The following is a 25,508-nucleotide window of genomic DNA, read 5'->3' on the forward strand; positions in this document are numbered from 1 at the left end:
ATTATGGCAAACAACAACGAGAAAACACGCTATAGCGATTCAGAATTACAAGAATTCAAAGATATTATCTTGGACAAGCTTAGAATAGCAAAAGAAGAGCTTTCCTCGTTGACCGCAACGCTTAATAACAGTAATGCTAATGGTACCGACGATACTGCTGGAACGTACAAGACATTGGAAGACGGTTCAGCTACTTTAGAAAAAGAGCAAACAAATCAATTGGCTGCTCGTCAAAAGAAATTTATCGACAACCTAGAAGCAGCGTTGGTGCGCATCGAGAACAAAACGTATGGTATCTGTAGAGAGACCGGAAAACTGATTCAAAAAGAACGTTTGAAAGCTGTTCCACATACAACGTTGAGCATCGAAGCGAAAAACAAACAATATTAATTTTAGGCATTAAATATATGGTCTTTGCTTAGGCAAAGACCATTTTTATAACACAATGAAGGGTTATACGAAACCGATCGCGCTCATCGTAGCGATACTTTTAATAGATCAATTGTCAAAAATATGGGTTAAGCTCACAATGACAATTGGACAAAGCCACCATGTATTGGGCAAATTTTTCCAGATTCATTTTATTGAAAACAATGGAATGGCCTATGGTATGGAATTTGGCGGTGATTATGGAAAATTATTTTTGACGGTATTTCGTATTTTAGCCGTAGCTGGTATTGGATACGGCCTGCATTACATGATCAAAAATAAGTATAACCGTGGTTTCATCTTGAATGTTGCCCTAATTCTTGCCGGTGCCTTAGGAAATATCATCGATTCTGCTTTTTACGGTGTCATCTTTAGTGAAAGTACCTGGTATGATAAAGCAAGTTTATTCCCAGCAGGTGGTGGTTATTCTTCCTTCCTGCACGGAAAAGTGGTCGATATGCTTTATTTCCCATTAATTCAAGGCAACTTCCCTTCTTGGGTGCCCTTTTGGGGCGGTGAAGAGTTCCTCTTCTTCCGACCTGTATTCAACATTGCCGACTCGGCAATTTCTGTTGGGGTGGTTTTGATCCTGTTATTTCAAAAACGGTATTTCAAAACAGAAAAAGAAGAGAAATCCAGCATCCACAGTGAAATCGTTGAAGATTAACGAAATATCCCTAAAAGCCTTGTTAATCCCAAGGCTTTTATTTTTTTGTACATATAACCCAATACAACTATCTAAACTCTACTATTAGCATGAAAAACATTAGCCTACTTCTGACATTTTGCGGCCTACTAGGAATCCAAATAGCACAGGCACAACAGATCGAAGTTTCCAACTTAAAGAAACATATCTATTACCTCGCTGACGACAAAATGCAGGGACGGGGAACGGGCAGTAAGGAAGTATTTCAAGCTGCAGATTATATTGAAAAGGAATTCAAAAAATACAAACTTGAGCCTAAAGGTGAAAAAGGGTACCGCCAATCCTTCAAAGCCAAAGTCTGGAAAGTAAAAGTTGCAGACAGCATTCGCAATGCAGATAATATCATTGGATTTATTGACAATGGTGCAGACTTAACAGTTGTTATAGGCGCACATTACGATCACTTGGGAACAGGTCGTCAAGGAAGTTCAAAAGACTCCTTAGGAGTAGGCAAAATCCACAATGGAGCCGACGATAATGCCTCTGGTACTGCTGGTTTATTGGAGCTCGCACGTTACTTTAGCAGCAACAATGAAAAAGAACCCTACAACTTGTTGTTTATTGCTTTCGGAGCGGAAGAATTGGGATTAGTTGGTTCCAAATATTTTACGGAACACCCTACCCTACCATTGGAGAAAATCACAGCCATGCTCAATATGGATATGATCGGCCGTTATAATCCCAGCAATGGCCTTGCTGTAATCGGCTATGGAACAAGTAGTCAATGGCCAGCTATATTCAAAGATGTTCAGGCACCTATAAAATTTAATCTTAGCAAGGATGGCAACGGCGGATCTGACCAAACTTCATTCTACAAAAAGAATATACCGGTGTTGTTTTTCCATACTGGTGGACACCCAGACTATCATATGCCGACCGATGATGCCGATAAAATCGATTATAACGCTTTAAAATCCATTTTGGATCTAGAAAAAACAGTAGTTGAAAATATCATGAAACAATCCAGTAAAATGGATTTTATATGGACCAACTAAAACAAAAAAGGCGGATTTGTGTCTAACAGCATGTGATAATCTAGCTTTTTATATGCTCAAATACTATAACAGAGATTAGTAAATTAGTTTGTAGACATACACGAATAAACTAAACAGCGCACTTAAGACCCTGCAAACGAGTCTTTATAAACAGGTGCTTGGATATCATTTAATTATTGTTGATGAAAAAAATTCTAGTGACAGGGTCCAATGGATTCCTTGGCCAAAAAGTCGTTGATTTACTTGCTAAAAATGACCAATATGATGTTGTCGCCATTTCAAAGGGTCCAAATCGTAACCCGAATCAAGTGAATTATGCTTTCTTTCAGGTAGACCTATCGGATCGGGAAAAACTGACAGATTTTTTATCTGCACAAACTTTTGATGCAATTGTACATACAGCAGCTATGACCAGTGTGGAAGCTTGTGAAGCAGATCAAGCAGCATGTCAATTGCTTAACGTCGATCTCGTAGCCGATCTGGCTTCCTATTGTACTGCACATCAGACACAACTGATCCACTTATCCACGGACTTTGTATTTGATGGCAAAAAAAATGCGCCTTATGATGAAACAGATCTCCCCAATCCACAAAGTGAATATGGGAAGAGTAAATATGCTTCCGAACAAGTGCTTGTACAATCCAACTGTAATTATGCTATCCTTCGCACGATATTAGTATATGGGATCAATGCTGACCCCAATCGTTCGAATCTAGTATTATGGGCTAAAAGTAAGTTGTCGCAAAATGAACCCATAAAAGTAGTCAATGACCAATGGAGAATGCCTACCTTTGTGGATGATTTAGCTTATGCTTGCCAACTCGCTATTGACAGAAAAGCGCAGGGAATATTTCATATTTCAGGAGCAGAATTAATGTCGATCAATGAGGCAGTCTACAAAATTGCAGACTACTGGCAACTAGACAAAGGACTGATTTCAGAGATCAGTGCTGCCAGCATTGGACAGGCGGAGAACAGGCCACGGCAGACAGGCTTTGATCTGACTAGATCTAACGCTGAATTGGGTTATGTGCCGACGTCATTTATGGATTCTTTGGCAATCATAGATAATCAATTCAAAACGTTTGGACGATAATGACAAATAATGATATGATAGAGAAATTTGCGCGAGAGTCATACACTGAGATGAACGAATTGGTATTACCCAACGACACAAATACTTTTGGGAATTTGATGGGTGGCCGTTTATTGTATTGGATGGATATCTGTTCGGCTATTGCTGCTCAAAAACACTGTAGCAATGTCGTCGTAACAGTATCAGTCGACAATGTATCTTTTAAGCGCTCCATTAAACTTGGTGAGGTCGTCACGATACAAGCTCAGGTAACGCGTGCGTTTAATAGTTCTTTGGAAGTACGCATGGAAATTTTCGCGTCTAATTTACCGGAAGGCACCCGTGTAAAAACCAACGAAGCTTATTATACCTTTGTTGCTGTTGATGCGGATAACAATCCTAAAGCTGTGCCTGTATTAATTCCGGAAACAGATATAGAACACAAAGCTTACGAAGATGCATTACAACGAAGAGAACTGCGCCTTATTCTCGCGGGGAAATTAAAGCCTGAAAATGCAAAAAAATTAAAAGCGCTGGTCAGTCTTTTTAGCCAAAAGAACTAATGCTTGATGTTCATGACTTACATACCTTGTAAATAATCAAAAAGGGAAAACGATCGTTTTCCCTTTTTTTATATCCCCATACACTGGGTCGATTTATTTGCGCTAGCTTACGCGTTGCCAAGCGCTAAAATCCGATCAAATTCTTCTGGCTTCAAAGGCATTACAGACAAACGTCCTTGTCTGACCAAGGCGATATCCTGCAACTGCTCATCAGCCTTAATGGTTTCCAACGTAACGGATTTCTTCAGCGTCTCTACAGGTGCCAGATCCACCACGACCCAACGCTCATCATCTGTTGTCGGATCTTGATAAAATTCCTTGACGACTTTGGCCACCCCCACAACTTCTTTTCCTTCATTGCTATGGTAGAACAGAACCAGATCCCCTTCTTTCATAGCTTTGATATTATTCCTAGCTTGATAATTACGAACGCCATCCCAAAATGTACGGCCATCTTTATTAAATTGTTCCCAGCTATATTTAAATGGTTCAGATTTTACTAAGAAGTATTGCATGGTCAAATTTCTGTTAAGCGTTAAAAACTATTGTTGTGGCATTAAAACTTCCATTTTATCTGCAAAATGCGCACAGTAATCACGCAAGTCGCCAATAACTTTTTCCGCCATCGGATCACCGCCTGAAGAACGGATAAAAGAGTCGCCCAATGTTTGCAGCGTTTCATAGAAAAAACGTTTCATCTCATCGTAGGGCATATCTTTAGTCCAAAGATCAATACGCATTGAATTTTTATAATGTGAATCCCATAGGGCTAAAAACATCGCTTTTGCAGGTAATTCCTCCGCATTATTTCCATCTGTAGAAGACCACATGATATTTTCAGGCACGTTGTTTTCATCTAACTCTACCTGTAATTTTATTTCAGCTTTTTTCATTTTAATATTATTGAGCTATTTATATTGAGCTATGTTTTTTGAAACAGGAACTATATTTGCCATCGATTCACAACCTAACTCGTCTTTATTTTTAATTTTACTTCTTACCCAAAGGTTACTTTGACAATTAAACTGGTGACACAAACGACTACCAAAAATGCCAATTGTAATAACCACATTTTTTTATTTGGCTTTACAAAGACCCTAAATACAATATCAATGACGGTCAATATCAACAACAATAGGATAAATGCGCCCCAAGTAAATAAGGCCTTTTCGTCATTGGGGTTTTCCATAACAAACCAGGCAACAAGGCATGCACTAGCGATATTTAGTGGTGTAAAGCGCACAATAAATTAACGTTTTTTAAAATTACGATTTGTTCCTCCCGATTTTCCGCCTGCAGACTTACTTTTACTTTTTGCTTTTGGTTTAAATCCGGAAGCTCGTTGTGCCTCCCGCACTTCTTTCTGTTTGATAACGTATTTTTTCTCGTGAAAAGCACCTTGGAAATCTGGATCATCTTTCCGCTTTTGATTATCAATCTCTCGTGCAATATCCTGTTTTTCATGAAAGGGTGTTTTCTCTATAAAAACATCCTCTGGTAGTGCGTAGACAGGAATACTTTGCTTGATCAATTTTTCGATTTTGCGAACATAATATTTCTCAGCATCATTACAGAACGTGATAGCATCCCCCTCATTGAAAGCTCGCCCGGTACGTCCAATACGATGCACATAATCTTCTATAACAATAGGTACTTCAAAGTTGATCACATGGCTTACATTAGAAACGTCAAGCCCTCGCGCCGCCACATCCGTTGCGACCAAAATACGAATATTCCCTTCCTTAAACGCATTGATGGAGTTGATACGTGTATTCTGACCTTTATTGGCATGAATAACACGAACCTCATCTTTACCGTATTTACGTTCCAAAAAGTGGAAGACATTATCTGCTACCTGCTTTGTTTTACAGAAAACAATCAGTCGACTAAACGCTTCATCATCTTTCAAGAGATGTTGAAGTAAATTCAATTTTGTCTTTTGGTTAGGAACGACATATAGCGCCTGACTTACCGTCTTGGCTGGTGTAGCTTGTTCGGACACCTCAATAATGGTCGGAAACGCTAAGAAATCACCTGCAATTTTGCGAACAAGCTCACTCATTGTTGCTGAGAACAATAAGTTCTGACGTTTGCGTGGCACAATTTCAAGTACACGATGGATCTTACTAATAAAACCCATATCCATCATCTTATCGGCCTCATCCAAGACCAAAAATTTGAGTGATTTGACAACAATGTGCCCTTCGAGGTACAAGTCTAAAAATCGACCTGGAGTTGCCACGATAATATCCACTCCTTTTTCGAGTGCTTCTATCTGAGTTTTTGGTCCTAATCCACCATAAAGTACCACTGAACGCAAATCAAGATAAGTAGAAAACAACTTAATATTTTCTTCGATCTGCATGGCCAATTCTCTCGTTGGTGTCAAAATCAACGCACGCGCATCATTTCCCTGAGCATATTTTAGCTTCATCAGCATCGGCAAAACGAATGCCGCTGTTTTTCCAGTTCCCGTCTGAGCGATTCCCATCACATCCTGCCCGGCCAATATTGGAGTAATTGCCTTTTCTTGGATCTCTGTCGGTTGTTGATACCCCGCCTCCGCTATCGCATTTAAGATCTGTTTATTGAATTTAAAATTTTCAAATGATTGCTGCATCTTGCAAAGATAAGGAAAAGAGTCCATTTGACTTTCCTTGACCACCAATACGGTACACATTTACTTTCAATTGACATAAAAATTGGTAAAAAGCATATTATAAAGTCTAATATTTTGGTTTTTAAGAGAATTAAAGCATTTTTGTAGGGTATAAACAAACTTTTTATCAGGTTGATATGAAAAAATTATGGATGTGTTTGTTGTTCATCACAACAAGCTTTGCTGCATTTGCCGATGAGGGAATGTGGTTTTTAATGTATCTAAAGCGTCTGAATGAGTCAGATATGCAGAAAAAAGGGCTTCGCTTAAGTGCCGAAGAAATCTACAGCATTAACCACTCTAGCTTAAAAGATGCAATCGTACAATTCAATGGTGGCTGTACTGCTGAGATCGTTTCTGATCAAGGCTTGGTATTCACCAACCATCACTGTGGATATGGTGCTATTGCTGAACTTTCTACACCAGAAAATGATCATTTAACAAATGGTTTCTGGGCCAAATCCAAAAATGAAGAGTTAAAGCCTAAATCTTTGTCGGTTCGCTTTTTTGTGCGCATGGATGATGTTTCAAAACGAATCTTAGGTTTGGTCAACAACAAAATGGCTGAAGATGAACGAAAAAAAATCATTGCTGCTGAAATTGCCAAAATTCAAAAAGAGAATAGCGAAAATGGTAAATATGTGGTTGAAGTAAAATCATTCTACCAAGGCAACGAGTATTATTATTTTGTATACCAAGATTACAATGATGTCCGTTTGGTAGGAACACCCCCAAATAGCATTGGAAAATTTGGCGGTGATACGGATAACTGGGAATGGCCACGTCATACCGGAGATTTCTCAATTTTCCGCGTTTACGCCGATAAAAATGGTAATCCAGCAGAGTATGCACAAGATAATGTGCCTTTGAAACCTAAACATTTCCTACCTGTCAGCTTAAAAGGTGTTCAAGAAGGAGATTTCGCGATGATCTTAGGCTATCCAGGTCGTACCAATCGTTGGATGCCCGCTGGAGGAATCAATCAGAATGTTAAATTCGCTTATCCAGCTTGGGTAGAAGCTTCTAAAACAGGTATGGATGCCATGAAAAAATTCATGGATCAAGACCAAGCTGTAAAATTGAACTACGCTTCAAAATACTCTCAGGTAGCTAATTACTGGAAAAACCGTCAAGGAATGATTGATGCTTTGACATTACATAAAACTGCAGAATCTAAAGCAAAAGACGAAGCTAAATTTGACAAATGGGCAAATAAAGCTGCAAACAAAGCAGAATACGGTGATGTCATCAAAACAATCAACGAATTTTATGCTTCGACAAACGAGAAAGCTAGACATGACAACTATTTAATGGGCATGTTGCGTTCTAGTGCAATTGCAGCTTTACCGAACACAATTGGATCAGGTTTAGAAGTATATACTGCTGGAGATGAAGCAAGAAGAAATGCTATTCTTCCTCGTTTAAAATCTGCCATCGATGCAGGTTATGAAAAAATGTACATGCCGCTTGAAGAGCAAGTATTGATTGACGAATTGAATCTTTATGCTAAAAAAGCAGGAAATATTGCACCATATATTGCAGAATTGGCTGCAAAAAATAATGGTGACTTTACGGCTTATGTCAAAGAATCTGTGAAGAACAGCATCTTCGCTTCTGCTGAACGTCTGAACAATTACCTGGAGACCCCTAACGCTGAAATTTTAGCCAATGACCCATTGTATAAACTTTCTTCAGCCTTACTTAACAGATACCGTCAAGTAGATCCTAGCTGGAAAACACAAGACGACAAATTTGAAGGTGCTTATCGTAAATATGTCGCTGGGGTATTGGCTTCGAATCCAAAAGGTAAATTCTATCCAGATGCGAACAGTACGTTACGTTTAACTTACGGTTCGATCAAGGGCCTACCACAAGATCCCCGTAATGACGCTGACAAAAACTTTTACACGACGTTAAAAGGCACTATTGCGAAGTACAAAAAGGGCGACGAAGAGTTTGATTTACCACAACGTTTGATGGATTTGTACAATAATAAGGACTATGGTCGTTATGCCGACAAGAAAGGATATTTACCAGTGAACTTCCTAAGTGACAACGACATAACAGGCGGAAACTCAGGTTCACCAGTAATAAATGGCAACGGCGAATTAATTGGCCTAGCTTTTGATGGTAATATTGAAGCTATGGCTGGTGACGTGATCTTCGACCACAAGCTACAACGTACAATTTCAGTTGATATCCGTTATGTATTATTTATCATCGATAAATTTGCAGGAGCAACCAACATTATTGACGAACTTAAGATTGTTGAATAGTTTTTTTTAAGCTTTTTCGATAAAAAAAAACGAAATTTATTTTCTATTTGATTCGTTTTTGTATATTTAAGGAGTGTTTAGGAAAAACCATAAAAACTAAAATTATAATTATAAAAAAATGGAAAACTACGTAAAATTAAAAGAGTTAGTAGCTTCTATCGAAGCTGATGCAGACAAGTTCTTCAACAATGGTAATTCTGCAGCTGGTACACGTGTACGTAAAGGATTACAAGAAATCAAAACCTTAGCACAAGAACTTCGTAACGAAGTTACTGCTAAGAAAAACGACGGAAAATAGTTTTTTCGAAGTTAAACATAAAAAAGGCCTTCAAATGAAAGGCCTTTTTTGTTGGCTTTTACAGAAATGTACAGGCCATCACCAAATTGTAAATCTTAATACCCAGGTAATCACCGAAAGAGGCCTTCAGTTTATCATAAACCTGCTGCCTGGTCAAGGGTTTATCTTTCTTCTTTAACAAGGTTGCCGATGAAGGGTTTACGGCTCCCAACTCAACCTTCGTTGCAAACATATTGTAATGCAGCTCTGGAACCGCCAAACCAAGGATCATCCCCGGTAGTCCATTAAAGGCCGAAGGACCTCCCGAAACAGGGATTTGATCCGTATAAAAAGCAACGGCATAGATGGAATCCAATACAAGTCCATTGGCCCTACGGCAGGGGTAACCTGCGATTTCACGGTATTCATTCGTGATTTTCCATTTGATCTTTAATGTCGAATCTGCCAAGACAACCCGTTCCCCGCCTAACTCAAAGACAGAATTAAATGCTTTACTTTTCAAATTTTGGTAGCCACTTATCCCTGACTCAAAAATTCCAGACCGCATCAGCCCGCTAACAACATCCGAATACTCTTCAGCAATATGCTCATAGAGGACCTCATCATTGGAAAATGTCAGTTTCTTTTTCAACACCTGATTTTCGGGAATCTGCCCGATCATTTCTTTGATAGAGCTACGTGTATCCTCGTCTTTTGCATAGGTTGCATAGCGTTTGAGCAGGTTTTTAAGAAACACGGTTTTGTCATAGGTAATTGTTCCTTGCGTAGGAAAATAAGCATATTGTCCAAAAGCTGTGGCTCCCCAGAAAAGGAACAGCAATAGGACGAGTAAATTTTTGATATCTTTCATTTTATTTCGATTTTACGAGCATTTTATTTATTTCCCAAGTCAGCTTAACCATATAATATCTACTGATTGTGTTGTATCGGCGTTCGGTCAGTAGTGTCCCGTTTTGACTTCTGTCAAAACCCACATTCTGTTTGAGGAGGTCATTAACCATAAAAGTCAATTCCAACTTTTCATCTTTTCGGAATTTTTTTGATAATGCAGGGCTCAGCACAAATCGTTCAAATTTTTTACTGTACACCGCCGTAGGAGCCTGATAATTATAGCTAAAATCTGCCCGAACAATAAATTTCGCTGGCAGAAAGTACTTTAGGTTTCCTTCAGATGAAAACGTAAATCCCTTACTATCTTCCATTGCGCCAATGGAATTATCTTGAATAAGATAGCCTGGAGACAATTCAATACCAAAGTCCAAGCCTTTCGTTGTCGATCGCTGTAGACTATAATTGAACCCATAACGCTGCACTTTGGCATTCGCCAAAACAGTATTGACATAGTTATAATTGTTGCTGAAAGATACCGATGGACCGCCACCATGTCTCAATTGAATTTTTTTCCATAATTTGCCGTAATACATTGGCCTGATGCTAATTTGATTGTTGCTATTATGATTCAAATTTCCCCAAACAAATGTCGTCTTACCCAGTGAATCAATCGTTGTATTTTGCACCAATGCATTGTTTGTACGTGATGCACTTAAAAAGACACCTATAAACTTATCTTCCAATACAGAATAGGTTCTAAAGCTTAGGTTCAAATTATTGGTGTAAGATGGTTTCAAATTTTCATTACCTAAATATTCATTCAGCGGATCCAAATTTGACCGCAGTGGCTGGATCTGATTTAAAGAGGGCAAACCATTGGTACCCTGATATTCCAAATTGATCGATTTATTTTTTTGTATTTCATAATTAACATCAACCACCGGATTATATACAAAAAATGATCGTGAAAGTCTCGAATTCTCCATACGGTTTAATTGCGACAGATTACTATTTTCGAACTTATTCGAGACATTGACCACTAGCTTTTCTAGGGGCTTGTAATTAATTGCGAAATTATAGGTGTTTTTTATCGTTTTATATAAGAAATCATTGCTATACAAACTATCTAGTCTATCAAAAGTACCGGTATTCTGATTTTTATCGAAAGACCTAACTGCGTTGTTATTTCTGTTGAGATTCAATCCATATTCGAAAGAAAGGATAATCTTTTTTGAAAGCGGTTCGGAATAAGCAAATTCACCCCCAGTGGAAAAAGAGCTATTTTTAACAAATTTCTTCTGGTCGAGAGTCGAATCTCTTTCAGCATTCCCTTCTTTGTAAAATCTAAGTTTAGAAAACAAATCTTGCTCACCATCCTGTTTATTGCCCGATGTAAAATAGTTGAATGATAACGAACGGCCTTTCTTTTTAAAACGTCTTACATAGAGTGCTGAGGCATTATACTGTTCTGACCTAGAATCGTTCTTAAACTTTCGCATGTTATCGTTGATCTTTTGATCAAATTGATTAACAGTAGTTGATTGTGTCTCTGAAGAACTATTATCATGCCTTTTGTTTGCACCTGCCCAAACCGTTAAATCCGACATGGAATCGACCTTAAATTCATATTTCAAACCAATATTATGCTTTCTGTTTTCATTTGACGCCAACGTGCTGCTGTTGCTAGTCAATATCGTGTCGCGTGCCGCATTGCGTGTGAACAAGCTGCGATCCAAATCAACATCGGATCGGATATGCTTATAGTCGATCCGCCAAGCATGTTTTTTGTTAGCGGTTTTATCTGAATATAGAAATCCCGTATTCAAGGACTTAGGAATACCTTCACCATTAAAATTATCGCCTCTATCGTAGTCTCCCCCCATGTTTGATACTTCCTCATAACTGAGCCCACTCTTGCCTGTATTACTTGCAATCAAATAAGCCGAAGCTTTAAACGATTGATTAAAATAGTTCAAAAAGCCCTGTCCAGCGTAGAATTTATCACTACCTCCACCAACATCCACTTTGCCGAATATTCCACGTCTAGCCTCCTCTTTTAACTTCACGTTGATTGTCTGTGTACGTTCACCATCATCAATCCCTGTTTTCTCAGCCTTATCAGACTTCTTTTCATAGACCTGAATTTTATCAACCATATCAGAACGAATATTCCGGCTTACTAAAATAGGATCGTCACCAAAGAACTCCTCCCCGTCAACAAGCATTTTCTTCACTGTTTTTCCTTGGGCAGTAATTTTTCCAGAGGCATCGACGGTAATCCCAGGTAGGACTTTCAACAAATCTTCAACTTTAGCGTTTTTTTCCACTTTAAAACTTCCAGCATCATATTCCGTTGTATCCCCCTTGATACTAATGGGCACCCGTCCCATAACAATGACTTCCTCCAGCAAGGTTGCGCTGCTGGTCATTCCAATAGACATGTTACTGTAATGCTGCCCTGGCAGGATCTCCGCGTAATATTCACCGTATTTCGGATAGGTTACAATGATAAAATATTGTCCAGTATCAGGCCGCTCAAGAGAGAACTTACCATTTTCATCCGAACGGGCAAAATTGGTCAAAATGGAATCTTTAGCTGTTAACAACATAATTGTTGCATTATGCAGCTTAAGCTGATCTTTTACATCAGTGATTTTTCCTTCAATACGGGATTGAGCATGAACTATTCCGCAGAAACAGAATAAAATAAGTAAAAGTAGTTGCCCCACTCTTTTCATAATATGGTTTGGATAGTATATAATTATATAAATAATAAAATTCGTGCACAAAACTAATATTTTGTTTCAGTTAATTTAAGTTTATCTCAAAAAAAATACAAGTAATAAAAAGATATTAAAAAAATAAAACAGACCATTGATTAACAACATAATACAAATTAAAAATCATAAAAAAAGCTCTTCAAAAGAAGAGCTTTTTTATCTAAACAGTTAGAAATACACAACATATTATGTGAACAGCATGCTGTGATTTTTATAAATTGCCAAGTTCCATAATAAATTGAACAGTTTCTTTATTCATATGTTGAGACAGCACACCTGTAATCTGATCTGTCATGGCTTTTCTTGTCATTCGTTTTACCTTCGTATTCTCAAATTTCTTTTTGTCCATCACAACTGTGTTGCTGAGTTCAACTTTTGTTGCAAAATAGGAGACGTGCTGACTAGGTACAACCAAGCCTAAAATCATTCCCGGAAGACCATTGATGGATTCGGGGCCGCCACTGATAGGGATTTCATTGCAGTAGTATCCAATGACATAAATGGAGTCTGGTGTAATACCATTGGCTCTCCTGCAATTGTAGCCAGCGATATCGCGGTATTCATCTGTGATTTTCCATTTGATGCGTTTCATGGAATCCTGAACGATGATTTTTTCACCTACGATATCGTTGTATCTCAAAAAGGATCGGTTGGACATATTTGAAAGTGTTGCTGCATCAAAGTCTAGCGCAAGCATCATAATATACTGCTTAATCTCTGCATCCAGGCTCTCGTCTTTTACCGATTCGAACAACGTCTCCGTGGTATTGAATTTCATTGACTTCTTTAACACGGCACTTTCTGGTAATCTCGGTATTATACGCTCAAAAAACTGTTTTGAGTTATCATCGGCCTTAGCGATGAATTTTTTACTTACGATATTCTTCATATACATCGTCTTATCGTAGGAAATAGTTCCCGATCGACCAAACAATGTATACTGTGCTTTAAGACCTAAGGCTGAACAACAGAAGAAGAGAAAAAAGATATATTTTAACATTGTATTTCGCTTAATATTTTATAAAAACATTTTTGTAAAATCCCATGATAGTTTAAGCATATAATATCTGCGTATCGTATCATATCGACGTTGCGTAAAGACAGAAGTCGATGCCGAACGACTAAAGCCCTTGTTCTGGTTAAGAACATCGTTGATCATAAAATCCAACACCAACGATTCATTTTTCAGGAATTTCTTGCTTACACCTGGATGCAACAAAAACTGCTCAAACTTCTCATCAAAAGCTTTGGTGGCCGCCTCGTAGGAGTAGGTATAATTGGTATAAACCTTAAATGTTTTGTTGAAAAAATACTCCACACTTCCGTTGGAAGCGAAAACAAAACCATTACTGTTGGTATTGCGTTCCAAACTTGATTTCATCAAACGATATTGCGGACTAAAGTTCAGGTCAAAATTTAAACCTGTCTTGGTATCTCTCTTGAAATTATACGTAAAATTAAAGTTCGTCGTATTGACTTTATTCAATTGGTGATTGAACATATTATAATTATCACTCATATTCACATAAAACTGTGGCGAGTTGGACAGGCCAAGTTTTTTGCTCAGCTTGAAATAAACTCCAGACCATACGTTCAAGGAAGTATTTGTCTTACCATCAACATTATTCCAAGTATATGTATTAATCCCTTTTAGGGTATCAATATTCTGCGTAATCGGGTTCTTTTCGGTAGAGATATTACCACCGACATAAACATAGTTTCCGGTCAACACACGGAACGAATTATAATTCAGATTTAATGAGTTTCTAAATGATGGTTTTAAGTTTTCATTTCCCAAATAGCGATTAATCTGGTCTGAGTTATCCAAGATCGGTTGGATCTGGCTTAAAGAAGGTAATTGATTTTTACCGGTATAGTTCATCCATAACCCCTTAGTTTTTGTAAAGGAATAACCTGCACTTACATTTGGATTATACGTAAAGTAACTTCTTGTAATCCCCTCGCTTGTATAGTTATTGAACTGTTTCAATTTGTCATTATTGAAATTATTAGCCACAGTGAACTTAAATTTTTCAGTTGTATGAACTACAGCCAATTTGTACCTATTGCTGCTTCTATCAAAATCGTAGTTATTACTGAAACGACGATCCAATTGAGTATAATTTCCGGCTCCATCAATATTGAAAGACTCCACGATGGAACTACTATTACTTTGCTCAATTCCTGTTCCCACAACAAGATTCCAAATTTTGGATAAAGGTTCGGTATAGGAAATTGAAGCGCTTAGCACGTCACTTGTATTGTTACGCACCTTACTTTGATCTGTAGTTGAATCCGTTTTTAAGCTATAATTTCTCAGGTCGGAATTTAAATGTCCAGTACCTTTCATCTCATTTCTTTTCCATTGACCATCGAATGTAAAAGAACGTCCTTTTTTCTTGAATTTGTGCGTAAAATAAGTGCTAAAATTGAGCTCGTTGATATTATTTTTCACCAATTCTCGAGTATTCTCAGCAATAGTTGTATCTGCATTTTGGCCAAACTGATAAGCTTCACGCTTGTTATCTGACCAAAGATTCTTTCTTGATGCCCCGCCTCGTATGGTTAAGAGATTTAACGAATCTAATTTCAGGTCATATTTCAGATTCGCACGATGCTGGTCATTTTCAGAATCTACATTCTTCACCGATTTGTTATTGATCAAACCGGTCGTAATCGTTTCATCATTTCCATCGCTGCTCAATCTTCCATATTTATAGTTAATGTTGACTGTATGTTTATCCTTATCAAATTTATCCGAGAAGTTAACGCCCGAATTTATAGCCTTAGGTACACCAATAACCCCTTGTCCAGAAAAAGGATCCGTAAAATTAGACCAGCTCATTGATCCGTCATCACCATAGGAAACACCTGAATCACCACCATACTTTTGTGCATCCTGCCAGTTCATGCTCGTAGTACCATTATTACCGAAAAGCCCATAAACTGATATTTTCTGCGATCCCTTAAACTTGTTCAACATCAATTGCCCCATATAATAGTCGTCGGTTCCACCGCCAAGAAGCGCTTTTCCGAACATGCCATTTTTAGAGCCTTCTTTTAGCTTTACATTGATCGTTTGCTCACGCTGACCGTCATCCACTCCTGTTCGCTCTGCCTGCTCGGATTTTTTCTCGTATACCTGAACTTTATCCACCATATCCGATCGGATATTTCGTGTCACCAGTGTCGGATCATCACCGAAAAATTCTTCACCATCTACCAATACTTTTTTGACTGTTTTACCTTGTGCAGTAATCTTTCCAGATGCATCAACCGTGATGCCAGGCAAAGCTTTCAACAGATCTTCAACCTTGGCATTCTTCTCAACTTTAAAACTACCGGCATCATATTCTGTGGTATCACCTTTAATTGTGATTGGGATGCGTCCAGTAACGATGACTTCTTGTAATAATGTGGCTGTATTGGTTAGGCCAATAGCCAATTTGGAGTAATCCACTCCAGATTGAATCTCCGTATAAAAATCGCCATACTTGGGATAACTCACAATCAGCACGTAAGCTCCTGTATCGGGCTTGGCTAAGGAAAAAAGACCATTTTCGTCAGATCTCGTAAAGCCTGTTAATATGGAATCTTTAGCGGTCAACAGCATAACTGTTGCGTCTGATAACTTTAGTTGGTCCTTTACATCACTTATTTTTCCAGCAATCTTGGATTGGCCCAAAGCCAAACCAGGAATAGCAAAAATGAAAAATAAGAGAATTTGTAAAACTCTTTTCATAAAATTGTTGGATAGTAAATTAATATCAATATAACATTAGTAGATAAAACCAATGTTTTGTTACAGTAAATTTAATTTTATTTCTTAAAAATTGGATTTTGGTTCATAGTTCCCCATTCGAGCAAAATAAGAGGTCCTTTTTACAGCAGCTCAGATCCGATGTATTCATACAAAAGATCTTCACTATACCTGATAATGCCTCTTCTTTTGCATATTGATCAAACGCCACAACTGAAGACAGAAAAAGCATATCAAAACAGCAAAAGATAACTGGCCACCAATCGTGCTATAATTTTTAAGATCCGGGGCAATGTCTGCAACTTGAATTTTGGCCATCAGATAATTATTGAACATCATGCCACAAACAGTCCCAAGAAGAAAAAATGTAATCGCATACTTTTTATTTGACAGGGCTTTCTCTTTATCTTTCTCGAGCGCAGCAATACCGTTCATGATACGTTGTTCAAAATCATCAAATGGCATTTCTATTTTACTCATTTGCATAACTTTCTTGAATTTTTCCTGTTCCTTATCCATAATACTCCGCTTTTTTAATTAACTGACTTAAAATGATCTGCATATTTTTACGGGCCCGGTGCAAGATCACTTTGGTATTCGCTAATGTCCAGCCCATAATCTCTTTAATTTCATCCATCGACTGTTCTTCGAGATAGAACAACCGTAATGCAACAGACTCGCGAGCGGGCAGAATAGTGAGTGCATCGTTGATCATTTCTTTTCTTTCGTGGTCGATTATTTCATCCAATACGGAATCTTCATGCGACATGTCATGGTGGGATAGATCAAAATTGACCAACTCCAGTTTCTTATGACGAATGGCATTAAAAGCAACATGCACAACAATTCGGTAAAACCAGGTACTAAATTTCGATTTCCCTTTAAAGGAAGACAGCGATTGATAGCATTTTATAAATGCATCCTGAACGGCATCTTCTGCCAAATGCTCTTCCTTTACAATAGAAAGAGCGACAGAAAATGCCATATCTTTATACGTTTTTATAAAATAACGATAGGATTCCACATCGCCTGATAGAACTTTTCGAATATAGATTTCATCCATTGGCGGGTTAAATATCGCGTTTTTTATCCAATCGGTTAGCAATTATCATTGCAACACCCGCAGAAATAATCAAAATTGCGACCGCAAGTGAATCTGGCAAATCAGTATTCATGTAGTTGTCCAAAATTCCCACAATGAATAATCCTATTCCTATACCAAGTACCAAAATCCCGGGCTTTTGCCAATCTAGTGACTCTCTTTTCTTATTTTCACCCGGAATCTGTACAGCCACGCTCCGATACCGCATAATAAAATAAACACACAAGGTGATACATGTAAATAGTCCGATTCCTAAAATGGCTCCTACTGATTGCTTTTCCATAATTATTTGAATTAGTTTTTACATTAGTCGCAACCATCCCCGAAAAGGTTACAACAAATTGAGTTAAATGTCTCGATTTGTGTAAATTTGTTTCAAACACAAACAATATGCAAAACATTAAAGAATATGTAGAAGCAAACAAGCAACGTTTTTTGGATGAGTTGTTTGATTTATTGCGTTTACCATCAGTAAGTGCCGATCCTAAATTTAAAGGAGATGTTGAAAAAACTGCTGAATTTGTTGCTCAGAAATTGCGTGAAGCCGGAGCCGACAATGTAGAAGTTTGTCCTACCGCTGGTAATCCAATCGTTTATGGAGAAAAAATTATCGATCCGGCACTTCCTACAGTGTTGACATATGGTCATTACGACGTACAACCTGCTGATCCATACGAGTTGTGGGATACCCCTCCTTTCGAACCGACGGTTCGTGATGGCAAAATCTATGCACGTGGTTCTGCCGATGATAAAGGTCAGTTTTATATGCATGTAAAAGCCTTCGAATACATGATTAAAAATGATGCATTAGCATGCAACATCAAATTTATGATTGAGGGTGAAGAGGAAGTGGGCTCAGTCAATTTGGGCACATTTGTTAAAGAAAATACAGAAAGACTGAAAGCTGATGTTATTGTTATTTCCGATACATCGATGATCAGCATGGCTCAACCATCGTTAGAAACTGGCTTACGTGGACTTTCTTATGTTGAAGTTGAAGTTACGGGGCCTAATAGAGATTTACACTCCGGCGTATATGGTGGAGCAGTAGCCAATCCTGCGACGATATTAGCAAAACTGATTGCATCATTACATGACGAAAATAATCATATCGCTATCCCTGGATTTTATGATGATGTTGTCGAATTGACGGCTGAAGAACGTAAAGCATTAAATGAAGCACCTTTTGACATTGAAGAATACAAAACTGACCTGGGTATCCAAAATATCTGGGGAGAAAAAGGTTTCACAACATTAGAACGCACCGGTATTCGCCCAACCTTAGAAGTAAATGGTATTTGGGGTGGTTATATCGGTGAAGGCGCCAAAACAGTATTGCCTTCAAAAGCGAATGCAAAAATTTCAATGCGTCTTGTACCAAACCAAAACTCTCACCGTATTACGGAGCTTTTCAAAAAACATTTTGAATCTATTGCACCAGATTATGTGAAAGTAGAAGTTAAACCTCATCATGGTGGTGAACCTGTCGTCACACCGACCGACAGTGTTGCTTACAAAGCGGCAGAAAAAGCCCTGCATGACACCTTTGGTGTTAAACCTATCCCAACGCGTGGTGGTGGTTCGATCCCAATCGTCGCTCTTTTTGAAGAAGTATTGGGTTTAAAGACTGTACTCTTAGGCTTCGGACTAGATAGTGACAACCTACACTCTCCCAATGAAAAGTATGGTATTGAGAATTACCTTATGGGAATATCAACAATTCCTTTATTTCATAAATATTACGCGGAACTAAGCAAATAATTTAGTTTTTCATTAGATAAAGGGTTATTTTTAAATTTTAGAAATAACCCTTTATCGTTTTATGGATTTTGATTTTCGTTTAATTGTATTTTACACTGCGGCTCAGCACCTTAATTTCACCAAAACGGCTTCGGCCCTTTTCATCTCACAACCAGCCGTAAGCAAAAACATCCAAGAACTAGAGAAGAAACTTGGCGTACCACTCTTCGAAAGAAAGGGCAACAATCTTAATTTAACCGATTCAGGTCAAATTCTCTATAAATATGCCCAACAGATTATCAATCTGTATAATCAGGCGGGCCAAGAAATACAGGAGTTGCAGGAAGGGCGAAAAGGAAAGCTGGTCTTAGGAGCCAGCACAACCATCTCCCAATATGTTTTACCTGCTCTGCTTGCCGATTTTCTATCCCAATATCCCAACAACCGTATCCAGTCTTTTCAATCCAATAGCCGCAGTATTGAGGAGCAGCTTATCGACAAAACATTGGATTTAGGTATCACGGAGGGGTCTACCGACAACCGGGCGCTGAAATACATTCCTTTTATGAAGGATGAGCTAGTTCTGGTCACAAATAGCCAAAACCCACTATTAGCTCAATTAAAAAATCCAATATTATCCGATATCACGCGCTTACCTTTGGTACTACGCGAGCAGGGCTCAGGTACACGAACAATTATTGAGAATGCACTAAAAGATAAAAGCATTAATCTATCCGAAGTACAGATAGAAATGATCTTGCCTTCAACAGAGAGTATCAAAGGCTACCTTGCTCGTCGCAACAGCTTTGCTTTTTTATCTATTTATACAGTGCAAAAAGAAGTGTTAAATAATCTATTGACCATTGTTGATATTCCACAATTGACAATAGAACGTTATTTCTATTTTACCCATTTATATGGAGGCCTTGCCGGTACGCCCAACCAGTTTCTGCAATTCTGTTTGCGGCAAAACTTCAAGTTATAACCAAATGTTATATCTCATAAACAAACTTCGTTTTAATTCCAGATTTGAGGCGGCTAGATTTGTACAAATGAATTAGCGTAATGGAATATAAAAAACTAACAGATTATTTAAAGGCACTCAGCTGGATCATTGTAGCATTGGTTATTACATGTACGACCTTATGTGTATTTCCACTAAAACATGAGGAAAACAAAAAGCAAACAGATTCTCTTGAAATGCGCAACGACTCGCTTATTACGCACGTTTCCCAATTTAAGGAAATCTCATTCAAAGATAATCCCGAAGGTAAAATGGCCAGTTATGGTGAAAAGCTAATCAAAAATACATACGATTATTTCTATGATGGGGAGGTCAAAATCGGAAACAAGCTTGCCTGCAGTAGCTGCCATCTCAATGGAGGCACAAAGGCTTTTGCTGCCCCTTATGTCGGGCTCACCAATGTCTTTCCAACCTATATTGGACGAGAAAATAAGGTTGAATCACTTGAAGAGCGCATCAACGGTTGCTTTGAGAGAAGCATGAACGGCCGAGCCATTCCTGAAAATAGCAAGGAAATGAGAGCCATTATCACCTATATTAAAAACATCAGCATAAATACAGTTAATAAAGGTCGGTTGGCAGGCCAAGGATTTATAAAAATGGATATTCCCAATCGTGCCGCGGACTTGAAACATGGTCAATTGGTTTTTGAGAATAAATGTACAAGTTGCCATGGAAAGGATGGTCAGGGGCTACCACAAACAGCGGGAAAAGGATATCAATATCCACCCTTATGGGGAAAAGACAGCTACAATGATGGTGCTGGAATGGCACGATTGCTTACCGCGGCTCGTTTTATCAAAGCTAATATGCCTTTAGGCGCAACTTATGATGCACCTCAATTGAAAGACGACGAGGCCTATGATGTCGCAGCATATATCAATTCTTTCGATAGACCTCAAAAAACAAACAAGCAATTGGACTATCCTAATCTAAGCAAAAAACCCAAAGATAGCCCCTATCCACCTTATGCCGATAACGTTAGTACAGAACAACATAAACTCGGACCTTTTAATTTTTAAACATAAATACCCCATTAAATCAATAATAAATATGAAAAAACAATTTACAATCGCTTGCATTTTAGTAGCGATAATGACTATTCAAGCGAAAGCACAGGACAATAAATTGTTGCTCAATAACCATCAATATAGCGGTGCCGTTGCTAAGAAAAAAGCGTATAAAGCCATTTATCAGCTGGACAGCAATGATCCAAAAACAATTGAAAAAGCAATCCGTAATATTAACAATGTCTTGAAAGACCCACGGTTAAAAGGACACTTACAGATTGAGTTGGTTGCATTTTCCGGTGGTACCGAAGCTTACCTAAAAAAGAACAGCCAATATGAGAAACCTTTGAAAGACCTCGTCGAGAAAGGCGTTATCGTAGCGCAGTGCCTGAATACGTTGGAAGAGAAACATATTGCCAAAGAAGAACTATTTGATTTTATAGGCTATGTTCCTAGCGGAAATGGTGAATTAATCTTAAGAGCAAATGAAGGTTGGGTTATCGTTAAACCATAAGTATAATGAAAAATTTTCTACTGCTTGGTCTAACAATAGCATTATTGGGAGCCCAGGAAATTAAGGCACAAGAACATCGTTTTGATCCCCCCTGGAATAATCCACCAGAATCGGCTCTAAATTTTACGGTACCCGGGATAGACAATATTCCAGATTTATATGGTGATATCGAGAATCCGCAGCTTACTGTCTTTTTCGCTGGCAATCAATTTATGGTTGTCGATGATCTACTTGCATCATTCAAAAAAGAATACCCACAATACGAACGTATTTTTGTTGAAACCCTGCCGCCGGGCATTTTAGCTAAACAGATTAAAGGCGGATCAATCACGATAGGGAATCTACGCATTACCCATAAGCCCGATATTTACACAGCGAGCAAACGAGCGATCAACGAGATGGCAGATTACTTCAGCCATACACAGGTTTATTGCTACAACAATATCTGTTTGATGATTCCAAAAGGAAATCCCGCTAATATCAGAACATTGAATGATCTGGGGAATGACAAAGTTCGTATCAGCATGCCTAATCCCCAATGGGAAGGAATTGGGGAGCAGATCAAAGCATCCTATAGAAAAGCCGGGGGCGAACAACTCGTCAAGAAAATCATGGAAGATAAGGTCAAAGATGGCAGCACTTATCTGACCAAGATCCACCATAGGGAGAGCCCCATGCGTATATTGTATGGACAGGCCGATGCGGCTCCCGTTTGGGCTTCTGAAGTCGTTTACCAAAAACTAATTGGCCATCCAGTTGAAGGGATCACCATTCCTGATGTGCAAAATACAACTGCAACTTACGTCGCTGCAAAGCTGAAAAACGCGCCGCATGCGCAGGCTGCAGATGACTTTTTAAAATTCATGGACTCGCCAACAGCCAAGAATATTTACAAGAAATATGGTTTCACAGTAGACTAAAAAAGAAAATGGATAATTAATTATCCATTTTCTTTCTTTACTTTAGGTCAAAATTAGTTGACTTGTATGATCCTATTGCTCAAAAAACTCCATCGGTATTGGTATTTTATCAGCGTTCTACTTGTTTTTCTTCTGTTTTTCCCTTATATCTATTTTTTAGCACGACGTCCCGAAAAAAACTATGCTAGAATCGCCCGTATGCGACGCTGGGTATCAGTTGGTGGTTCGGCCCTAGCTGGTGTATTTTTTAAGGTGAGCTATGAATCAAAAATAGATTGGAACCGTTCCATGGTATTGTGTCCCAATCATACTTCGGTCTTGGATATAACAGCCCTCACCTATTTGTGCCCAGCTCCTTTTTCATTTATCGGAAAAGCTTCATTGCTTAAAAATCCGGTTACACGTATTTTTTTCAAAACAATAGATATCCCGGTCACAAGAAGAAGTAAAGTTTCTTCTTTCAAGGCCTTCCAACGTGCCAATGAACTCGTCCGAAATGGTAGAAGTGTCGTTATCTTTCCAGAAGGAAAAATCGATGATGGTTTCCCCCCGCAGATTCACGCATTTAAATCCGGAGCCTTTCGAATCGCTATTCAAAATGACGTTCCCACAGTGCCCATTATCATAGAAAATGCCTGGGATATCTTTTTCGATGACGGCTCGAAAAGGGGATCTCGCCCAGGAATAGTTAAAATCCATGTATTCAACCCGATAGAAACTAAAGATTTTAACGATGATAATGCATCGGAACTAGAAAAAGTTGTATACGACAAAATGCATTCCTATTGGATTATGAAGAATAAATCGTATTTTCATAACCTAGAGAACCTCCAAAAAATATGTCAGGAAAGATCTTAATCGAAATCAAGGATATTGCTAGAGAATACCAAATTGGTGCGGAAACAATTCATGCCTTAAGCTCCGTTACACTCAACATCCATAAAGGAGAATTTGTGGCCTTAATGGGGCCTTCAGGATCAGGCAAATCCACGTTAATGAACATTCTCGGTTGCTTGGATACGCCAAGCCGAGGAGAATACATCCTCAATGGGATTAATGTGAGTGACATGACTGACGATGAACTCGCCGAAGTAAGAAACAAAGAAATTGGTTTCGTCTTTCAAACTTTTAACCTGTTACCAAAGAATACAGCACTTGAAAATGTTGCGCTTCCCCTAATTTACGCGGGCTATAATAAAGTTAGACGTGAGGAAAAAGCTACTGCAGCATTGGAAAGTGTCGGCTTAGGGCATCGTATGGATCATAGACCTAATGAACTATCGGGTGGACAACGACAACGTGTTGCTGTTGCAAGAGCATTGATCAACGATCCTTCCATTATACTTGCCGATGAGCCAACAGGAAACCTTGACACCAAAACGTCCATTGAAATTATGGGCCTACTGGAGGAAATTCACTCCAAGGGTAATACCATTATTCTAGTCACACATGAAGAGGATATCGCATTACATGCACACCGTATTGTACGCATGCGAGATGGCTTGATCGAAAATGATTATCCAAACCCAGAAATCAAATCAGTGTCACCAAGACTTGATGCGTTAAACGAAAAGGGAAGTGACTTTGAGAATATCTAAAAATATTATAACGCTAAAAACCAACAACTTATATTAATACAGCAAAAATAACACGTGATTTACTTGCTTAAGTTAAATTAAATCATAGTTTTGCGAAAATAGAGAACTTAAATTGTTTTTATATGTATTGGACATTAGAATTAGCTTCGCATCTAGAAGATGCACCATGGCCAGCAACAAAAGATGAATTAATCGATTACGCTATTCGTTCGGGTGCACCTGTTGAGGTGATTGAAAACTTACAATCTCTTGAGGACGATGGTGAGCCATATGAAAATATCGAAGAAATTTGGCCCGACTATCCAACAAAAGACGATTTCTTCTTCAATGAAGATGAATACTAAAAAATAAAAAACGCCTTTATTCAAAAGGCGTTTTTTATTAAAGACATCGCCCTCTCTTCGGAGACAACTCAGTACGATATCCATAACCTCCCGAAGGTTTTTATTCCATAGTTTTAATCTATTTTGATGAAGACAAGTCTTACAAGTATGAAGATAAAATTAAAGCTATTGTTGTTCATGTTTATTGGCTGTATTGTCAGCCAAAGCCTATTTGCTCAGGAACAACAAACTTCCAATGAACAGGTTGTTGTTTTAAAAAAGTTTGTCCAGCGCTTGAATGATCCTAATTTAGCGACTGATATTATTTTAAGCCAAGATCTAATAACATCAAAAAAACTGGACGAAGATCTACAGGAATACCTATTGGCAAGCATCGATGAAATCAGGATAAATGTACAGAGCAAGGATATCAACCAACTGGAATATCTTAGCTTTGCTCAAACAGGAAGAAAAGAAACAAGTGATATCGATCTCGAAGGTATTGACCCGCAACAAGTCTACTTTGTCAAATACCTCAAGCGTTTTGTATTTGCAGCAGTCATCCGTGATAGCAAAATTGCCTCTTTTACATTAGTTTCCAAAGGGAACAATAAAGCTCATTTTGTATTCTATTAGTTTTCATTGCCCCTATTTTATCAGACGCCTGCTGTTAGAATCCTTAAATATCACGCTTAGTCTTACACAAATGCACGCTTATCAGGTTTTATTTTAAAGTATATTTGTGAGCAATATTAAGCCAAAGATGCTTTCTTAAAAATTTTTCAATAAAAACACTTGCATTTTATAATTCTATCAACCATATTTGTATTAATAAAAATAACAATGATAACAACTGTATCAAATAAAGCTTGGTGGTGGCACAACGAATAACGTTGTGGCAAAC

Annotated in this window: 27 protein-coding genes; 16 read left to right on the plus strand and 11 right to left on the minus strand. The window is 38.2% G+C overall.

Going from position 1 to position 25,508, the window contains the following annotated elements; genetic code table 11:
• Positions 1-3 precede the first annotated feature (3 nt).
• The 5 genes from IQ31_RS09070 to IQ31_RS09090 all read left to right on the plus strand — a co-directional run bounded on the left by IQ31_RS09070 (position 4) and on the right by IQ31_RS09090 (position 3,769).
• Positions 4-390, plus strand: a complete 387-nt coding sequence (locus tag IQ31_RS09070; RefSeq protein ID WP_046674049.1) for a TraR/DksA family transcriptional regulator — start codon at positions 4-6, stop codon at positions 388-390.
• Positions 391-445: 55 nt separating this feature from the next.
• Positions 446-1,096 (plus strand): lipoprotein signal peptidase, encoded by a 651-nt coding sequence (locus IQ31_RS09075; RefSeq protein ID WP_075991120.1) that lies wholly within the window; start codon positions 446-448, stop codon positions 1,094-1,096.
• An 89-nt stretch (positions 1,097-1,185) separates the two neighbouring features.
• Positions 1,186-2,130: a M20/M25/M40 family metallo-hydrolase gene (locus IQ31_RS09080; RefSeq protein WP_088160290.1), complete on the plus strand. Its 945-nt coding sequence runs from the start codon at positions 1,186-1,188 to the stop codon at positions 2,128-2,130.
• Between the two features lie 182 nt (positions 2,131-2,312).
• Positions 2,313-3,227, plus strand: coding sequence for an SDR family oxidoreductase (locus IQ31_RS09085; RefSeq protein WP_088160289.1), 915 nt, complete (start codon positions 2,313-2,315; stop codon positions 3,225-3,227).
• Between the two features lie 14 nt (positions 3,228-3,241).
• Positions 3,242-3,769 carry an acyl-CoA thioesterase gene (locus IQ31_RS09090; protein ID WP_046674180.1) on the plus strand — a complete coding sequence of 176 codons (528 nt, stop codon included), beginning with the start codon at positions 3,242-3,244 and terminating at the stop codon, positions 3,767-3,769.
• 107 nt (positions 3,770-3,876) lie between these two features.
• Here IQ31_RS09090 and IQ31_RS09095 read toward each other — a convergent pair whose 3' ends face one another.
• From IQ31_RS09095 to IQ31_RS09110, 4 genes are all read right to left on the minus strand, one after another.
• Positions 3,877-4,284 carry an EVE domain-containing protein gene (locus tag IQ31_RS09095; protein WP_075991117.1) on the minus strand — a complete coding sequence of 136 codons (408 nt, stop codon included), beginning with the start codon at positions 4,282-4,284 and terminating at the stop codon, positions 3,877-3,879.
• A 27-nt stretch (positions 4,285-4,311) separates the two neighbouring features.
• The gene (gene gldC, locus IQ31_RS09100; RefSeq protein WP_088160288.1) at positions 4,312-4,662 is read right to left on the minus strand and encodes a gliding motility protein GldC; all 351 of its coding nucleotides are present in this window, start codon (positions 4,660-4,662) and stop codon (positions 4,312-4,314) included.
• 104 nt (positions 4,663-4,766) lie between these two features.
• Positions 4,767-5,012 (minus strand): hypothetical protein, encoded by a 246-nt coding sequence (locus IQ31_RS09105; RefSeq protein ID WP_075991115.1) that lies wholly within the window; start codon positions 5,010-5,012, stop codon positions 4,767-4,769.
• A 6-nt stretch (positions 5,013-5,018) separates the two neighbouring features.
• A complete protein-coding gene (locus tag IQ31_RS09110; protein WP_088163450.1) occupies positions 5,019-6,389 on the minus strand; it encodes a DEAD/DEAH box helicase in 1,371 nt (456 codons plus the stop codon).
• A gap of 176 nt (positions 6,390-6,565) precedes the next feature.
• Between IQ31_RS09110 and IQ31_RS09115 the strand changes: the two genes are divergently transcribed.
• Together IQ31_RS09115 and IQ31_RS09120 are read left to right on the plus strand one after the other, a co-directional pair.
• A complete protein-coding gene (locus tag IQ31_RS09115) occupies positions 6,566-8,704 on the plus strand; it encodes a S46 family peptidase (protein WP_145327815.1) in 2,139 nt (712 codons plus the stop codon).
• A gap of 118 nt (positions 8,705-8,822) precedes the next feature.
• Positions 8,823-9,002, plus strand: coding sequence for a histone H1 (locus IQ31_RS09120; protein ID WP_070562307.1), 180 nt, complete (start codon positions 8,823-8,825; stop codon positions 9,000-9,002).
• 58 nt (positions 9,003-9,060) lie between these two features.
• Here the strand turns inward: IQ31_RS09120 and IQ31_RS09125 are convergent, their stop codons facing one another.
• The 7 genes from IQ31_RS09125 to IQ31_RS09155 all read right to left on the minus strand — a co-directional run bounded on the left by IQ31_RS09125 (position 9,061) and on the right by IQ31_RS09155 (position 17,758).
• Complete coding sequence (locus IQ31_RS09125) at positions 9,061-9,852, minus strand: GLPGLI family protein (protein WP_088160286.1); 792 nt, start codon at positions 9,850-9,852, stop codon at positions 9,061-9,063.
• A gap of 1 nt (position 9,853) precedes the next feature.
• The gene (locus IQ31_RS09130) at positions 9,854-12,571 is read right to left on the minus strand and encodes an outer membrane beta-barrel protein (RefSeq protein WP_088160285.1); all 2,718 of its coding nucleotides are present in this window, start codon (positions 12,569-12,571) and stop codon (positions 9,854-9,856) included.
• 253 nt (positions 12,572-12,824) lie between these two features.
• Positions 12,825-13,613: a GLPGLI family protein gene (locus tag IQ31_RS09135; protein WP_088160284.1), complete on the minus strand. Its 789-nt coding sequence runs from the start codon at positions 13,611-13,613 to the stop codon at positions 12,825-12,827.
• A gap of 18 nt (positions 13,614-13,631) precedes the next feature.
• Positions 13,632-16,355 (minus strand): outer membrane beta-barrel protein, encoded by a 2,724-nt coding sequence (locus IQ31_RS09140; protein ID WP_088160283.1) that lies wholly within the window; start codon positions 16,353-16,355, stop codon positions 13,632-13,634.
• 183 nt (positions 16,356-16,538) lie between these two features.
• Positions 16,539-16,892 carry a hypothetical protein gene (locus tag IQ31_RS09145; RefSeq protein WP_075991110.1) on the minus strand — a complete coding sequence of 118 codons (354 nt, stop codon included), beginning with the start codon at positions 16,890-16,892 and terminating at the stop codon, positions 16,539-16,541.
• A complete protein-coding gene (locus IQ31_RS09150) occupies positions 16,885-17,436 on the minus strand; it encodes an RNA polymerase sigma factor (protein ID WP_088160282.1) in 552 nt (183 codons plus the stop codon). The genes IQ31_RS09145 and IQ31_RS09150 overlap by 8 nt, the downstream gene beginning before the upstream one ends.
• A gap of 7 nt (positions 17,437-17,443) precedes the next feature.
• Complete coding sequence (locus IQ31_RS09155) at positions 17,444-17,758, minus strand: hypothetical protein (RefSeq protein ID WP_145327816.1); 315 nt, start codon at positions 17,756-17,758, stop codon at positions 17,444-17,446.
• 107 nt (positions 17,759-17,865) lie between these two features.
• Here IQ31_RS09155 and IQ31_RS09160 point away from each other — a divergent pair, with 107 nt between their 5' ends.
• The 9 genes from IQ31_RS09160 (at position 17,866) to IQ31_RS09200 (ending at position 25,240) form a co-directional block, all read left to right on the plus strand.
• Positions 17,866-19,236 (plus strand): dipeptidase, encoded by a 1,371-nt coding sequence (locus IQ31_RS09160; RefSeq protein ID WP_088160281.1) that lies wholly within the window; start codon positions 17,866-17,868, stop codon positions 19,234-19,236.
• A gap of 61 nt (positions 19,237-19,297) precedes the next feature.
• On the plus strand, positions 19,298-20,200 hold the full coding sequence (locus IQ31_RS09165; RefSeq protein WP_088160280.1) for a LysR family transcriptional regulator: 903 nt from the start codon (positions 19,298-19,300) through the stop codon (positions 20,198-20,200).
• A gap of 80 nt (positions 20,201-20,280) precedes the next feature.
• Positions 20,281-21,261, plus strand: a complete 981-nt coding sequence (locus IQ31_RS09170; protein ID WP_075991105.1) for a c-type cytochrome — start codon at positions 20,281-20,283, stop codon at positions 21,259-21,261.
• A gap of 31 nt (positions 21,262-21,292) precedes the next feature.
• Complete coding sequence (locus IQ31_RS09175; RefSeq protein WP_075991104.1) at positions 21,293-21,763, plus strand: DsrE family protein; 471 nt, start codon at positions 21,293-21,295, stop codon at positions 21,761-21,763.
• A 5-nt stretch (positions 21,764-21,768) separates the two neighbouring features.
• Positions 21,769-22,683, plus strand: coding sequence for a substrate-binding domain-containing protein (locus IQ31_RS09180; protein WP_088160279.1), 915 nt, complete (start codon positions 21,769-21,771; stop codon positions 22,681-22,683).
• A 66-nt stretch (positions 22,684-22,749) separates the two neighbouring features.
• A complete protein-coding gene (locus IQ31_RS09185; RefSeq protein ID WP_088160278.1) occupies positions 22,750-23,541 on the plus strand; it encodes a lysophospholipid acyltransferase family protein in 792 nt (263 codons plus the stop codon).
• Positions 23,523-24,281 (plus strand): ABC transporter ATP-binding protein, encoded by a 759-nt coding sequence (locus IQ31_RS09190; RefSeq protein WP_075991101.1) that lies wholly within the window; start codon positions 23,523-23,525, stop codon positions 24,279-24,281. The genes IQ31_RS09185 and IQ31_RS09190 overlap by 19 nt, the downstream gene beginning before the upstream one ends.
• Before the next feature lie 122 nt (positions 24,282-24,403).
• Positions 24,404-24,625 (plus strand): DUF2795 domain-containing protein, encoded by a 222-nt coding sequence (locus IQ31_RS09195; protein WP_028072584.1) that lies wholly within the window; start codon positions 24,404-24,406, stop codon positions 24,623-24,625.
• Between the two features lie 147 nt (positions 24,626-24,772).
• A complete protein-coding gene (locus IQ31_RS09200; RefSeq protein ID WP_088160277.1) occupies positions 24,773-25,240 on the plus strand; it encodes a hypothetical protein in 468 nt (155 codons plus the stop codon).
• The last annotated feature ends 268 nt before the right edge of the window (positions 25,241-25,508 follow it).

This window comes from Sphingobacterium siyangense (genome assembly GCF_007830445.1).
Classification (GTDB): domain Bacteria; phylum Bacteroidota; class Bacteroidia; order Sphingobacteriales; family Sphingobacteriaceae; genus Sphingobacterium; species Sphingobacterium siyangense.